Source organism: Cupriavidus sp. LA-1, assembly GCF_055385985.1.
Map to the genome: position 1 here is coordinate 911,324 of NZ_AP031388.1, position 12,968 is coordinate 924,291.

The window sequence follows — 12,968 nt, forward strand, 5'->3', positions numbered from 1 at the left end:
CCAAGCAAGGCAAGGGCACCGCTTTTTGTCGCGCCGGGTTGGTTACCGTCGGAAATGGACGACGTGTCCGGCATTGCGGCGCACCAGTCAAATGCTATGTCGCGCGCGATGGCGGTGAAGTCTCCCTTCGTCCTCATCATCGATCTTCACCAGCCAGGCTGAACGGCGCCCAGAATGCCGGGTGTCCGTACTCGCCAGGATGCCGCTCCTTCAGATCCAGCATCGAGCGGCGCAGGGCCTCCGAGCGCACCATACCCGGGTGACCCTGCTGCTCGCGGAACAGCCCGGTTGTCAACAGGCGCGCCGACTTTGATTCCACTGCCCAGTTCGACACCAGTACGCTGCGCGCGCCGGCGTAGAAGAAGCCTCGCCCGAGCCCGGACACTGCCTCGCTGCGGCTGCCATCCGGGCTGGCGGTATTACACGCTGAAAGAATCACCCAGTCTGCATTCAGACTCAGGCCGAACACGTCTTCCAGCTTGAGGAAACCGTCGTCACCCGACTCATGGGTCAGCGCCGGATTGGCAAGTGCGAGCGCCGGTTGATCGAGCCCGGCCAGTTCACCCGCCTTCAATCCGTGCGTCGCGAACGCGATCACGCGATAGCGCGAAAGATCGATGCGCTTGACGTTAGCCTTGCTGGCCCGCGCACCCAGGTACAGGTCTGATTGCGAACTAGCGCCTAAGGTACGTGCAATCTCGGCCAGCTCATTTGCAGTATCCGGCAATGCCGGCAACAGCGAGAACGCCTGTGCCAGGGTCGGAAGATCTGGCCGCGAAGCCAGTCCGACAGGCCGGTTTGAGTGCTGCGCCTGATTGACCAGCGGCTGCAGCACGTCCCCGGTCGCCGGCACCCGCAACTGGCGCACGTGAATGCCTGCCGGGCCACCGCCTTCGGTCCTGACAGCGAAGAGCGGGTCGCCAAAACCGATGAATGGCGAGCGTGCAATGTCTGGAGAGCGTACACGCCGCTGCGCGACCAGACTGCTGGCCGAAGACTGCTGAACGATCGCGACTCGATCAATCAGCCATGGCATCGCTGCGTAGGCAGCTCCATCTGTTGCGGCTGCCGGGCGTGTCGGCGCGGTCAGCAGCACGGAGAATGGCAGCGCACCCAACGCGCCGTGCGGGACGATAATGAGCACGGAGGCGTTGGCCCACATTTTCGCATCGGGCGCAAGCAGGCTGGCGTAAAGACCATAAGAGGCTGCCCCATCGAACGCTTTCAGCCGGCCATCTTCCAGGTCCAACGCATCGCGCAGGCCTGCCACGACCTTCCCGGCCTGATCGCGGGAAAGACCAACGGTACGCCAGCCCACGCTTGTCGGCGTGATTGTCCAGACATAGCTCTGACGGTCGCCACTATAGATGGAAACCATCGCTTCGCCCGGCTGCAGTACGCGCTGGACGTCGGCCGGTGTCACCGGCCGCGGACGGACCAGGCTGGCGTAGGCTGGGAAGCGCTGCGCAATCTCGTTGCGCAATGACTCCTGCTGCGTCCTGAGACTGACAATCTGCTGCTGCAGCGAAGCAATCGCCTGATTCGAGCGCTGTTCGCCGGACACGGCGTTGTCCAGGAGCGTGCTCAGCGCCTGAATCCGGCTGGTGTCATCTTGCTCACGCCGCGCCAGCTCGGCCAAGCCGGCGTCGGGCAGTTGCGCGCGCGCAGCACTGACCACCACCGCTTGTTGAACCGACGAATTACGCGCGATCTCGGCAATCTTGAACGCCTCCGTCACCCAGTCCTGACCTTGCTTCGAACTGCTGTGCAGCCTGCCCAGCAATTCGAGGTAGGAATCGGCAATCACCCGCAGACGGTATAACTGGACTTGTCCGCGATCCTCGTCATCGACACCGTCTTGTGTCTGCCGGAGCAGCACCGGCAGTGCACGTTGGAAATATGTCAGTGCCTCACCATCGTCACCACGCTCAGCCAGCGCAACGCCAAGATAGGCCTGCGCCCAGGCTATTCTGAGCGGAGGATAAAACGGACGTTTCAGCTCGGAATTCAGGACTCTTTGCAACATCTCGACTGCCCTGTCCGCTCGTCCGGTCTTCACCAACGCCATGGCCCACTCAATATGGCCTCCGCCCAATACTTTCCACTGCTCGGAATTGCTTGCCAGTCCTTGCTTGCGCAGCCCGAACAAATGCACGGCATCGTCCCAACGGCCTTGCATGTTGCGGATCAATCCCAGCGTGGCGCGTTGACTGGCCAATTCAGCGGCATAGGGCGCCATATCGGTGGCCATGAGCGCATCCAGGGCGATTTCCTCATAGTGAGCCGCATCGCCAATCTCGCCCCGCTGCAGCTTGATCGAGGCAAGCGTCTTCAGGGCACGGCTTGTTTCGACGGTTCCGAACGCGTACATGGACAGCGTCTGGCTTAATCCTTCGTACGCAAAATATTCTGCCTCACCGAACTTGCCTTGAATCGAGAGAATTCTGGACAAGGCGACCGTGCGACGAATGACGTTCTCCTTCGCGATTCTCACGCCCACCGGATTGGGCAATTTCTCGCGATCCTCAAGATATCGTTGCGCATAGGCCAGGCTCGCCCGCCTCAACTTCTCCGCCTCGCCATAGTTACCGTGCAGCCCCTGCAGTCTCGACGCGATGGAACTGGAGACATCGTTGACGTTGTTCTGAATGGTCTCCCAGTCACGGCGCGTCTTGAGCTCAGGCAAGGCTGCGATGGCGCGATCAAACGCTTCGTCTGCCTCCTTCAGCATGCCCAACGCGAGATACGGGCCGGTCAGTTCCAACTGCGTATAGAAATACGCACGCACATGGGTCTTTTGCCACTCTGGCGCCGCCGTTTGCAGCAGTTCGATCGCGGCAAACTGGTCGCCGATTCCCTCGTAGGCTTTTGCCAAATGAGATTCCACACGCCATCTATGGCACCACTCGCCCTTGGCGGCGGAGCCAGACTGCGGGAGTGGCGGAGCAGAGGGATTGGTGGTCGATCGGAAGCGGCGTCTTTGGTGCCCCATCATGCCGGCATGCGAATTCTCCGCAGGCTGGGTCAAGGCGTATGCCTGTTTAAGGTCCGCGATGGCGCGCTGATAACGCCCTAGCCGCAAATTGGCGAGCCCCCGCTTGTGGTAGAGAACGCAGCGACTCTGTGGCTGATCGTCGGTTGGATCGGGAAGTGCGGCTTGCTGTTCCAACCCTGCCGTCGGGCTGTCTTCCTGCCGTGCCTCAAAGTCGCCAACCTCTGACGCTTCCTGCGCAAACGCGACGCCGCAGACAACGAGTGCAAACACACCGAAGATCCTCGCGACGTGCATGCCAGCCGCCAGGAGCCCGCGATGCGATAGAAATGCCGTAACGGATGTCAGGGCGGATCGGTGCGGCATCAGGCTGGCACGAGAACTTGAGTGCGCTAGTCGCAACATATGACAACTATCAATGGGTTCACATGCCACGCGTCCGTACCTGCCCTCACCTGACGACAGTCAGCGATCGCTGACGGCCGGTGTGAGTTCGCCATTCAGATTAGACCATTTAACAGCCCCGCGGAATGTGCGCCATCGCCCGCCGACTGCTCACCGACTCGCGGATTGCGCCTGCGTTGAAGAGATAGCTGTGCGAGAAGGACGCGGACCGCCTGGACGTAACAGGTTCCCACGTCAATCCGGCCGGCCAGTCCCCCTGGAACGCTGTGCAGCCGGCCTCGTCTCGCCGGCCACCTCACTCAGCATCTTCCTCAGCCACGCAATCGCGGGGTCCGCGTGATTGCGCGGATGCCATGCCGCGCTGAGCGAGAACCCCGGCAGATCGAACGGCAGCGCGAAAGCATCCAGCCGATCAGCGTAGCGGGCTACCAGCCGCGCCGGCATCGTGCAGACGTAGTCGCTACGGCACAGCAAATCCGGCACCACCGTGAACGCCTGAACGGATACGGCGACCTCGCGCGACCGCGCCAGCAACTGGAGCTGCTCGTCGACAAAGCCGAAGAAGCTGCCGCCGCTCGTGGAAACCAGCACGTGACGCAATTTGCAGTAGGCATCGAGCGTGACCCTGCGCATCCCCCTTGGATGAGACTTGCGCTGAGCCATCACGAACGTCTCGTCGACCAGTTTGCGGGCCCGCATGGTCAGCGGAATCATGCGTTCGGAGCCAATCAGCATGTCGACGTCGCCGGATTCGAGTTGCGCGGCAATATCGGGTTGCCGCGCGTGCACGAAGGCCACGCGCACCCCGTCCCCGGCAACCGCCGGCAGTCGTTCCAGCAAGGACATGCCGAGCGTGGAGGTGGCGTTGTCGCTCGCGGCAATGACGAAGCGGCGTGCATCGGCCATCGGATCGAATTCAGGCCGCCGGCGCACAACCGACTCCAGGTCCTTGAGCGCGGCGTGGAGCGGCTCCAGCAACGCCAGGGCCCGGGCGCTCGCGATCATGCCGCGCCCCGTGTCGGCCGGCATCAGCAATGGATCACCGAAAATGCGCCGCAGGCGCGCCAACTGGGCCGAAACGGCGGGCTGCGATAGCCCGAGCCGTTCCGCCGCATGCGTGACGTTACGTTCGTCCAGCAAAGCATCCAGGGTGACCAGCAAGTTCAGGTCCACCCCTTTGAAATCGATCATGGTTATACCTCGCATACCTTCCATCGATTTCAAAGATATGTCCGGGACACCTACAGTGCAAGGCACACCGCCCCATCATTGAGGACCCATCATGAAAGCCTGGATGCTCGACCACCCTGGTCAACCGCTTGCCCTGCGCGAAATCGACATGCCCCACGCTCGACCCGGCACCGTGCTCGTGCGCATGGAAGCGGTGCCGCTGCTCAGCTACACGCGCGACTACCTGAACGGCGCGCTGCCTTACGCCTACCCGCCCTTCCCGTTCACGCCCGGTACCAACGGCACTGGCACGATCATCGAGACTGGAGCGGGTGTCCACCATTTCCGGATCGGGCAGCGTGTGGCCGTCAATCCCTACCTGACCAGCACGGAAAGCGTCGATGCGCCGGCGGAAATCCTGATCGGGCTGACCGGCATCAGCGCCGATAGCGGCCCGCTGCTTAGCGATTTCCCGCACGGCACGCTGCGCGAAATCGTCGAGTTCCCGTCTTCGACACTCATTTCCCTTGACGGGCTGGATCACATTCCGTCGGACCGGTTGGCCACGCTGTCCAAGTTCGCAATTCCGTTTGGCGGTCTGCGCCGCGGTCGGCTGGTTGCGGGCGAGACGGTCGCGGTCAACGGGGCAACTGGTGCGTTCGGCTCGGCTGCCGTGCTAGCGGCGCTGGCAATGGGCGCATCGACGGTGTTCGCCTTGGGGCGCCGTGCGGGCCCGCTCGAGTCGCTGGCCCGGCTGGGCGATGGCCGCGTGGTGCCGGTGGTGCTGAGCGGCGATGCCGCCATCGACTGCGCAGCAATCCGGAATGCAGCGCCGGGCGGCGTCGACCTGGCATTTGACATGGTGGGTCAGGCCAGCGAGCCAGACAGCACGCTCGCAGCGCTGCTCAGCCTGAAGCGGCGCGGCCGCATGGTGCTGATGGGCAGCATGAGCGTGCCGCTGCCGCTGCCCTATGGCGAGATGCTGCGCAATGGCTGGGAACTGATCGGCCATTTCATGTACTCGTCCTCCGACTACCGTGCGCTGGTGGCAATGGTTCGCGCCCGACAGCTTTCGCTGGACACGATCCGCGTGAGAAGCTTCCCGTTCGAGGCCATCGAACAGGCCATCGACGCCGCGGGCGAGCTGACCGGGCTCGATGCAACTGTGGTGACCTTTCCACACGATTGAGTTCGCCTGCCGCCGTTGAGCTCACGAGCATCATGGCCGATCGAGGGAAGGCGCGCGCCTTGACGAAGTCGCCTCGACGCCGCCCATGAGTCCCCTCGCCTGGCAAAAACGACTTTACTGGACTGCGTGGCCGTCTGCGGCGCGATTGACGCAAGCGCAGCTTCACCCGGCGAACGTCCACACGACGACCGACGCGACCAGGCAGTAACAGCCGAACAGGTACCACCGCCCCTGCTCCAGCCAGCGCGACAGCCAGCGCAAGGCCAGCAAGCCGGCGATAAAGCTGAACACCATGCCCAGCAGGCTCGGCGCCAGCATGTGCAGCAGGCCGTCGGTCGCGCCCGCATGCGCCTTGAAGAAGCGATAACCCTCCTTGGCGATGACGGCTGGCGTCAACACCACGGCGAGCGCGAAGCTGAACTCCTCGGCGCGGCGGCGCTGCACACCCAGCAGCATGCCGCTGGAGATCGTCGCGCCAGAACGCGACAGTCCGCGAAACGGCAGGCACAGCCCCTGCACGGCCCCAATCCAGAGGGCACGCCGGCCAGTCAGGTCTTCGGTGGCCGTGTTGGCGCGCCTGGACGACACGATGATCAGCACGCCGGCCACGGCCAGACTGACCGCCATCAGCTTGGTATTGCCAAAGAGGTGTTCCACCTCGAAGCTGTCGGCGCCGCCCATCACGGCATGCTTGATGACGTACAGCAGGGCCAGCCCGACGACGCCCGTGGCTACCGTGGCCACCGCCAGCAGGACACCGTTGTTCCACAACGCCTTGGTCGACGAGAAATACGTCTGCCGCCACGAGCGCCAGAAATAGGCGATGACCGCGAACATTGTGCCCGTGTGCAACATGACCAGCATCAACGTCATGTCGGGCGAGGTCGGGTCCAGTCCCAGCCATTTCTCGGCCAGGATGACATGGGCCGAACTGGAAACCGGCAGCAACTCAGCAAGGCCCTGGACACAAGCCAGGATGATGATGTGAAGGGTGGTCATGCGATGTTGGATAGGTGCGATAAACGTTATGTGGTGATTCGCTCGTGGCACAGCCCAGGCTTGCCAGACCGAGACGGTACCAGATCATCGAGAAAGGCCTGTGCCCCGCCGCCTTTGCCCGTCACTTGTCATTGCGTCGCTGTCGGAAGCAATCACTGTCGGTGTCCCGGCGTCGATCTCAAGAACAGCAGGTAGGCATTATCCAGTAGCGCTACATCACCTTGCTGGGCGGCCAGCACTTCTAAGGCGCGCAGCAGATGATCGGCCGCGCTCATGTTTTGATCCCTCAAAGCTAACGTAAAGGCCGCGAGAATGGCTTCGCTCAAGGAACAAATGGGTGATTCGTTCATCTGCGCGCTCCTTCAGAAAGCCCGCGCTATGGCGCGTCGATGACCCGGCAAGTGCGCCCAATCTCAGTGTTGACCTTCCCTCCGAGGCAAGGTCAAGTGCCCTAATCGGCGTGTACGACCAATTGCCTTTCTTCCATAATTCCAATATATTGGAATTATGGAAGAAAATGACGTTATCCGCTCTCTCGCGGCGCTGGCCCATGGCCTGCGCCTTCAGGTGTTCCGGATGCTGGTGGTCGCAGGGCCAGCCGGGCTGACGCCCGGTGCGATTGCCGAGCAGCTTGACGTGCCAGGTGCAACCCTGTCGTTCCATCTCAAGGAACTGATGCATGCCGAACTGGTGACGCAGCAGCGCGACGGCCGCAATCTGATCTATCGGGCCGCATTCGATCACATGAACGCGGTGCTTGGCTTCTTGACCGCCAACTGTTGCCAGGGACAGCAAGCCTGCCTGGAAGTCAGCACAACGACTTGCCGATGCTGATGGAGATCTCATGAAAATTCCACGTTCACATCCACGTTGACGACCTGGGCAAGAGCAGCGCCTTTTACCTCACCTCATCTCATGACTACCAACGTACTGATCCTCTGTACCCACAACTCCGCGCGTAGCGTCCTGAGTGAAGGCATGTTGAATGACTGGGCGCAGAAGCTTGACAAGGATGTGCGCGCCTACAGCGCCGGCAGTGCACCGAGCGGTCGGATCAACCCCTTTGCCCTCGAAGCGCTTGGCAATGCTGGGATTGACATCTCAGGCTTTCGCAGCAAGAGCTGGGATGAATTCGCTGCGAACGATGCCCCCGAGATGCGCATCGTCATCACTGTCTGTGACAGCGCGGCGGCCGAGCAATGCCCGTACTGGCCGGGCAGCCCGGTCAAAGTGCATTGGGGGTATGTCGATCCCTCCAACGCGCCCGGCGGTGACGAAGGGAAGCGCCAAGCCTTCGAGCTGACGCGGCAGGCCATCGGTTACCGGATGCTGCAACTTCTGATGCTGCCGCTGGACTCAATGAGCAATGCCGAGTTGCAGCAACAGCTCGACCATATCTTGAAGAGCTGAGCGCCATGGTCGACTTGCGGAACAGGTTGGCGGCCGAAACGCTTGGGACAGCCTTGCTGCTGGCGATCGTCATCGGCTCGGGGATCATGGCAGAGCGGCTTGCCGGCGGCAATGTCGCCGTAGCGCTCCTGGCCAATACGGCGGCCACCGTCGGCGGCCTTTACATCCTGATCGAGGTCTTCGGCCCGATCAGCGGCGCCCATTTCAATCCGGTGGTCAGTGCGGTCATGGTGGCGCAACGCGAATTGCCTGGCGCGGCACTGGTCCCATATATCGCCGCACAACTTGTCGGCGCGGTACTGGGAGCCTGGCTGGCACATGCCATGTTCGACATGACTATCCTGCAGTTCTCCGCCAAGGTGCGCAGCGGTCCGGGGCAATGGATTGCGGAGACGGTGGCAACCGCTGGTCTGCTTCTGGTCATCCTGCGCGCCCCGAACGGCCGGGCCTCGGCCATGGTCGCGGCCTATATCGGCGCGGCATACTGGTTCACCGCCTCCACGTCGTTCGCCAATCCGGCGGCGGCGTTTGGGCGCATGTTCAGTGACAGCTTCGCTGGCATTGCACCGGGCAGCGTACCGGGTTTTGTGCTGGCTCAATGCGCAGGAGCAGCCATCGGACTCATGCTGCACCGCATGCTGGAGCCTCGCTTGGTGTGTGACGGACACCCTAACGTCATTGAGTCATCTGGCGAAAATCGGGTGGATTGACTCTTCTGGTGGCCCGACGTGGGGCGACGAGTCCAGCGCCCAATCGGCACATGGATGAAATACTGGCCGAGGCCGGGCACGGTGCGGCCGGTATGCGACCGCCCGCCCGCGATCAGTTGCGTCCCAGCAGCGCAAGCACCGACTGAGACTGCTGGTTGGCCTGGGTCAGCATCGCGGTGGCAGCCTGGCTGACTATCTGGGAGGCCGTCATCTTCGAGACCTCCACCGCATAGTCGGCGTCCTCGATCCGCGAGCGTGCCATATCCAGGTTGGTGGCAGCGGTTTGTTGGGCATTGGTGATCGAATCGAGCCGATTCTGTGCCGCGCCCAGCAAACTGCGCTGGCTGTCGACGGCGGCGAGGGCCCGGTCGAGCGTTGCCAAGGGATCAAGGGGCTGCTTGAGCCGGATCCCCTCGCCAGCTTCCACCACGTTGAGCACCGTCTGATTGGTGGAGGCATCGGTGAGCGCGGTGAATGTCAGCGGGTAGAAGATGAGAACATCCTGGCTGCCGTTGACGGTGCGGATGTACTGGGAGCCATCCTGCGCGGTTACCAGCGTGCCGGTCTTGGCCGACTGCGGGAGATTGAATACATAGTTGCCGCTGGCGTCGAGACCGAGCACGTTGCCGTAGGTCACGCCATTCCGATCGGTGTAATTGACCGTCACCTTTGCCGGGTCGATCGTCACTGTCGAATTGCCACCGACCGAAGGCAGGTCCGTGAACGATTGATAGGCGGTGCTCACGGCCCTGGCGGTCAGGGTTCGCGTGGCGCCGTCGTCGGTCATTGTCAGCGCGGCATCGTAATAGTGGAGATTGCCGCCGCCCGTATCCACCTCGATGACGTACGTGCCGTTGTTGCGCTGGAGCAGGCGCGAGGACGACGCGTTGATCACGGCGCCGCTGGCATCCTGGAACGCGACGGTGTCGGTGGCGGGGTCAACGGGCGGCGTCTGGGTGACGGTTGCCGGCAGCGTCGCGAAATCCCCGGCGGTCAGTGGCGACGTCATGTCGGCGGCTGTCGCGGTGACGGTTCCGGACGCGCCAAAGCGCAGGCTGGCCTGATAGTAGTTGCCGGCCTTCTGGATGAAGTAGCGACCGTCGTCGGCCTGGACCAGCGAGGCGCCGGCAATCGGCGTGTTCGTATCATCGAGCAGGCTTGGGGTACCGATTGCGCGCGAGGCAACCGCCGCCGGACTGTGAAACACCGGCGAACCGGTCGGGTAAAGCCCTACGTCGCTAAGGCCCGTTGCCGTATCGGTCGTGGGCAGGTATCCCACTTGCTGATAGGTTGGCTTGCCTGCGCTGTCCACGTCCTGCACATAGATGATGCCGCCGGCGTCCCGCACGAGGTTGGGACTCGTGCTGCCAGCCGGCCAGTGGACGGTGGTGGTGGGGCTGTCGATCATGACATTGGTGCTGCGGCCCTGCAGCACGTTCAGGCCGCTGACGGTGCCCGGGATGCCCGCGATCGTGAAATCCTTCAGCCCCAGGGCATTGACGCCGAAGCCGGAGCCACCCAGGTTGACGGACAGCTTGTCCGAGTCGTTGGCGCCTACCTGCAGATTGAGGTTGCCGGCGCTGCCGTCCAGCAGCCGCAAGCCATTGAACGTGGACTGTTGCGTGAGCCGGTCGATTTCCTTCAGGTTTGCATTGATTTCGGCCTGGACCGCATCGGTATCCGTGAGCGAAAGCGTGCCGTTGAGGCCCTGGACGCTCAGTTCACGAATGCGCTGAAGACGCGCGCTCAGGGAGTCCAGCGCGCCGCCGGCGGTTTCGAGCAGGGACTGCCCGTCGCTCGCATTGCGACGCGCCTGGTTCAGCCCGCTGACTTGCGCCCGCATGCGGTTGGCAATGGCCAATCCAGCTGCATCGTCGCGCGCGGAGTTGATCCGCAGTCCCGAGGAAAGGCGCCGAATGGAATCTCCAACCGCGTTGCTTGCCCTCCCCGCTTGCAGGGATGCGCTGAGAGCCAGGGTATTGCTGGCAATGATGAGTGCCATGAGTACGAGCCGATTATTGTTCTGACAACTAGTGTCCTGAATCGCAAGTTCGTTGCATAAGTCTGCCGATAAGCTGCACGATCCGTCGTCGCGAATGCTCGCAAGGCTCCAGCCTTGCTGCGCTTCGCTCCTAGGCTCGCGCACCTTCTCGACAGACTTATTTCTGCAACGAACTTCCGACTCAGGACACTAGCGAGGTTATCGACACATTCGAGGCCAAGCTTGAATGTAGCGTTTCCATACCAAAGTAGGGAGCCGCAGGCCGGCGTATTCGCTGCTCCGGCGGAAAGGGGCGGAGCAGTTGGCTCGCTTTGCTCTGGTGGAAGCTTCTTCAGCACGTCCAAAGCCAGTCGCCGTCGGAGGGCCATGGATTTCCCCGGTTTGCGCGAATCGGCAACAGCTTGTCGTAATCGGACAAGCACGTTGACATGATGCGATCCGAGAATAGAAAGAGCCAAAACCAGGCCCCGAGTTCAGGGCCGCATGGGTTGGGCTCAATATCGCTGACGTCATATCGCCTCAAGGAGGAATCGTGGATCTCAGGCTGACAGGTAAGCGCGCCATCGTCACCGGCGGCAGCCGCGGTATCGGCAAGGCAATTGCACGCCAGCTCGCCCAGGAGGGAGTGGACCTTGTGCTAGCTGCACGGGGGAAGGCGGCTCTGGAGGCAACAGCAGCCGAAATTGCGGCCGAGACGGGACGCCGCGTAGTAACCCTGACTGTTAACACCGCCAGCCAGGCGTCCGTCGACACCATGGTGGAACAGGCAATCGGTACCTTGGGCGGCATCGATATCCTGGTGAATGCGGCAGCGCTGCCTGGCGGCATCTCGCCTGCGACGGCCCTGGAGCAGATCGTCGATGCGGAGGCGCTGGAAGACATCAATATCAAGGTCATCGGCTATCTGCGCGCCGCACGCGCGCTCGCGCCGCACCTGATTGCCAATGGTTGGGGCCGGATCATCAACGTCGGCGGTCTCGCCATCTATCGCACTGGTCGCCCGGTGGCAACCCTGCGCAACGTGGGCGTCGCGGCCATCACCAAGAACATGGCCGACGAACTGGGACCGAAAGGCATCAATGTCACCGCGCTCCATCCGGGTGCCACTCGTACGGAAGTAACGGACGCTGCGACCGAAGCACGCGTCGCATCGCGGAATACGCTCGGGCGCATTGTCGATGCCAGTGAGGTGGCGAGCGTCGTAACCTTCCTCGCCTCGCCGCTGAGTGTCGCTATCAACGGCGATGCCATACCGGTCGGAGGTGGGATGCCCGGCGACATTCACTACTGATGCGATCGGGCGACGGGCACGACTACCCCGCCTCGAATATGGCCATAGTTCTGCAGCCCGGCCGGACGAGTCGACCGGCACTCCTTTCGTCGGTTGACTGAAGTCTGGTCAGTTTCGGACGTCTTTCCACCAGGTCTGAGCCTGGCCAGGCGTGATCACGGGCGTGCAAGGCACGACTCCATCACCAGAACAGAACCGGCCCAAGGCGCAGATGATGGATGAACTCGAGGCTATGTCGCCCATGAAACCAGAGGTCATCGGAAACAGCCAGGGCAATCAGCCATGACGCTGTGACGATGACAAGGTCGCAGCGCCCGCTGTTCCACCAGTTCAGGGAGTGGCGGCCGGCGATCCAGGGCACACCCAGCGGATTTGGCCAGTCGGCCAGCAAGTGCATGACGCCGCCGCAGGCAAAGCCGAATGCCGGCGTAGCCAGCGCATGCGTTCCCAGTGCACGGTATGCCCCCACCAGGAGGCCGACCCAGGCGATGCCCCAGTGCGTCAAGGTGCGATGGGTAATCCACAGGCGGCGCGACCTGGACCACCAGGCTACTTCCAGCCAGTCGGGAGCGGTGCTGCCGAGCAGCGCCGCCACGAAGCCAGCCACGCTGGCCCAGTGCCAGCCGCCATCACCGCGCTTCGCGACAACAGCGGCGAAGATGACGGCCGCCGCCCATCCGGTGGCGTGGTGCGCGTTGCGTGAGGCCATGATGGAGTTGCGCTGGTTCGCCGCTGGTCAGTGAGGGGCCGCAATCTTGGCAGATATGCCCGTGAAACGCCAGAGCGGACCTGACAGCGTG

11 protein-coding genes are annotated in these 12,968 nt (G+C 62.7%); 5 read left to right on the plus strand and 6 right to left on the minus strand.

Features of this window, described 5'->3' with window-relative positions:
• Positions 1–136: 136 nt before the first annotated feature.
• Together ACZ5MJ_RS23290 and ACZ5MJ_RS23295 are read right to left on the minus strand one after the other, a co-directional pair.
• The gene (locus tag ACZ5MJ_RS23290; RefSeq protein WP_464226013.1) at positions 137–3,265 is read right to left on the minus strand and encodes a CHAT domain-containing protein; all 3,129 of its coding nucleotides are present in this window, start codon (positions 3,263–3,265) and stop codon (positions 137–139) included.
• A gap of 366 nt (positions 3,266–3,631) precedes the next feature.
• The gene (locus tag ACZ5MJ_RS23295; RefSeq protein ID WP_464226015.1) at positions 3,632–4,588 is read right to left on the minus strand and encodes a LysR family transcriptional regulator; all 957 of its coding nucleotides are present in this window, start codon (positions 4,586–4,588) and stop codon (positions 3,632–3,634) included.
• A gap of 91 nt (positions 4,589–4,679) precedes the next feature.
• On the opposite strand from ACZ5MJ_RS23295, the gene ACZ5MJ_RS23300 reads away from it, so the two are divergent.
• Positions 4,680–5,756 carry a zinc-binding dehydrogenase gene (locus ACZ5MJ_RS23300; RefSeq protein WP_464226017.1) on the plus strand — a complete coding sequence of 359 codons (1,077 nt, stop codon included), beginning with the start codon at positions 4,680–4,682 and terminating at the stop codon, positions 5,754–5,756.
• Between the two features lie 162 nt (positions 5,757–5,918).
• Here the strand turns inward: ACZ5MJ_RS23300 and ACZ5MJ_RS23305 are convergent, their stop codons facing one another.
• Positions 5,919–6,755, minus strand: coding sequence for an undecaprenyl-diphosphate phosphatase (locus ACZ5MJ_RS23305; protein WP_464226018.1), 837 nt, complete (start codon positions 6,753–6,755; stop codon positions 5,919–5,921).
• 152 nt (positions 6,756–6,907) lie between these two features.
• Entirely contained in the window at positions 6,908–7,105 is a 198-nt protein-coding gene (locus tag ACZ5MJ_RS23310) for a hypothetical protein (RefSeq protein WP_464226019.1), read from the minus strand.
• Positions 7,106–7,262: 157 nt separating this feature from the next.
• On the opposite strand from ACZ5MJ_RS23310, the gene ACZ5MJ_RS23315 reads away from it, so the two are divergent.
• The 3 genes from ACZ5MJ_RS23315 to ACZ5MJ_RS23325 all read left to right on the plus strand — a co-directional run bounded on the left by ACZ5MJ_RS23315 (position 7,263) and on the right by ACZ5MJ_RS23325 (position 8,875).
• Positions 7,263–7,589, plus strand: a complete 327-nt coding sequence (locus tag ACZ5MJ_RS23315; protein WP_464226020.1) for an ArsR/SmtB family transcription factor — start codon at positions 7,263–7,265, stop codon at positions 7,587–7,589.
• 81 nt (positions 7,590–7,670) lie between these two features.
• Complete coding sequence (locus ACZ5MJ_RS23320) at positions 7,671–8,165, plus strand: arsenate reductase ArsC (protein ID WP_464226021.1); 495 nt, start codon at positions 7,671–7,673, stop codon at positions 8,163–8,165.
• 5 nt (positions 8,166–8,170) lie between these two features.
• The gene (locus ACZ5MJ_RS23325; RefSeq protein WP_464226022.1) at positions 8,171–8,875 is read left to right on the plus strand and encodes an aquaporin; all 705 of its coding nucleotides are present in this window, start codon (positions 8,171–8,173) and stop codon (positions 8,873–8,875) included.
• 112 nt (positions 8,876–8,987) lie between these two features.
• Here the strand turns inward: ACZ5MJ_RS23325 and ACZ5MJ_RS23330 are convergent, their stop codons facing one another.
• Entirely contained in the window at positions 8,988–10,877 is a 1,890-nt protein-coding gene (locus tag ACZ5MJ_RS23330) for a flagellin N-terminal helical domain-containing protein (protein WP_464226023.1), read from the minus strand.
• A 532-nt stretch (positions 10,878–11,409) separates the two neighbouring features.
• Here ACZ5MJ_RS23330 and ACZ5MJ_RS23335 point away from each other — a divergent pair.
• Positions 11,410–12,168, plus strand: coding sequence for an SDR family NAD(P)-dependent oxidoreductase (locus ACZ5MJ_RS23335; protein ID WP_464226024.1), 759 nt, complete (start codon positions 11,410–11,412; stop codon positions 12,166–12,168).
• A gap of 181 nt (positions 12,169–12,349) precedes the next feature.
• Here the strand turns inward: ACZ5MJ_RS23335 and ACZ5MJ_RS23340 are convergent, their stop codons facing one another.
• The gene (locus tag ACZ5MJ_RS23340; protein WP_464226025.1) at positions 12,350–12,877 is read right to left on the minus strand and encodes a metal-dependent hydrolase; all 528 of its coding nucleotides are present in this window, start codon (positions 12,875–12,877) and stop codon (positions 12,350–12,352) included.
• Positions 12,878–12,968 lie beyond the last annotated feature (91 nt).

Excerpts from the sequence above, each read along its gene's own strand:
- ACZ5MJ_RS23295 (WP_464226015.1), bottom strand. The coding sequence starts at position 4,588 with ATGATCGATTTCAAAGGGGTGGACCTGAACTTGCTGGTCACCCTGGAT.
- ACZ5MJ_RS23300 (WP_464226017.1), top strand. The coding sequence starts at position 4,680 with ATGAAAGCCTGGATGCTCGACCACCCTGGTCAACCGCTTGCCCTGCGC.
- ACZ5MJ_RS23305 (WP_464226018.1), bottom strand. The coding sequence starts at position 6,755 with ATGACCACCCTTCACATCATCATCCTGGCTTGTGTCCAGGGCCTTGCT.
- ACZ5MJ_RS23310 (WP_464226019.1), bottom strand. The coding sequence starts at position 7,105 with ATGAACGAATCACCCATTTGTTCCTTGAGCGAAGCCATTCTCGCGGCC.
- ACZ5MJ_RS23315 (WP_464226020.1), top strand. The coding sequence starts at position 7,263 with ATGGAAGAAAATGACGTTATCCGCTCTCTCGCGGCGCTGGCCCATGGC.
- ACZ5MJ_RS23320 (WP_464226021.1), top strand. The coding sequence starts at position 7,671 with ATGACTACCAACGTACTGATCCTCTGTACCCACAACTCCGCGCGTAGC.
- ACZ5MJ_RS23325 (WP_464226022.1), top strand. The coding sequence starts at position 8,171 with ATGGTCGACTTGCGGAACAGGTTGGCGGCCGAAACGCTTGGGACAGCC.
- ACZ5MJ_RS23330 (WP_464226023.1), bottom strand. The coding sequence starts at position 10,877 with ATGGCACTCATCATTGCCAGCAATACCCTGGCTCTCAGCGCATCCCTG.
- ACZ5MJ_RS23340 (WP_464226025.1), bottom strand. The coding sequence starts at position 12,877 with ATGGCCTCACGCAACGCGCACCACGCCACCGGATGGGCGGCGGCCGTC.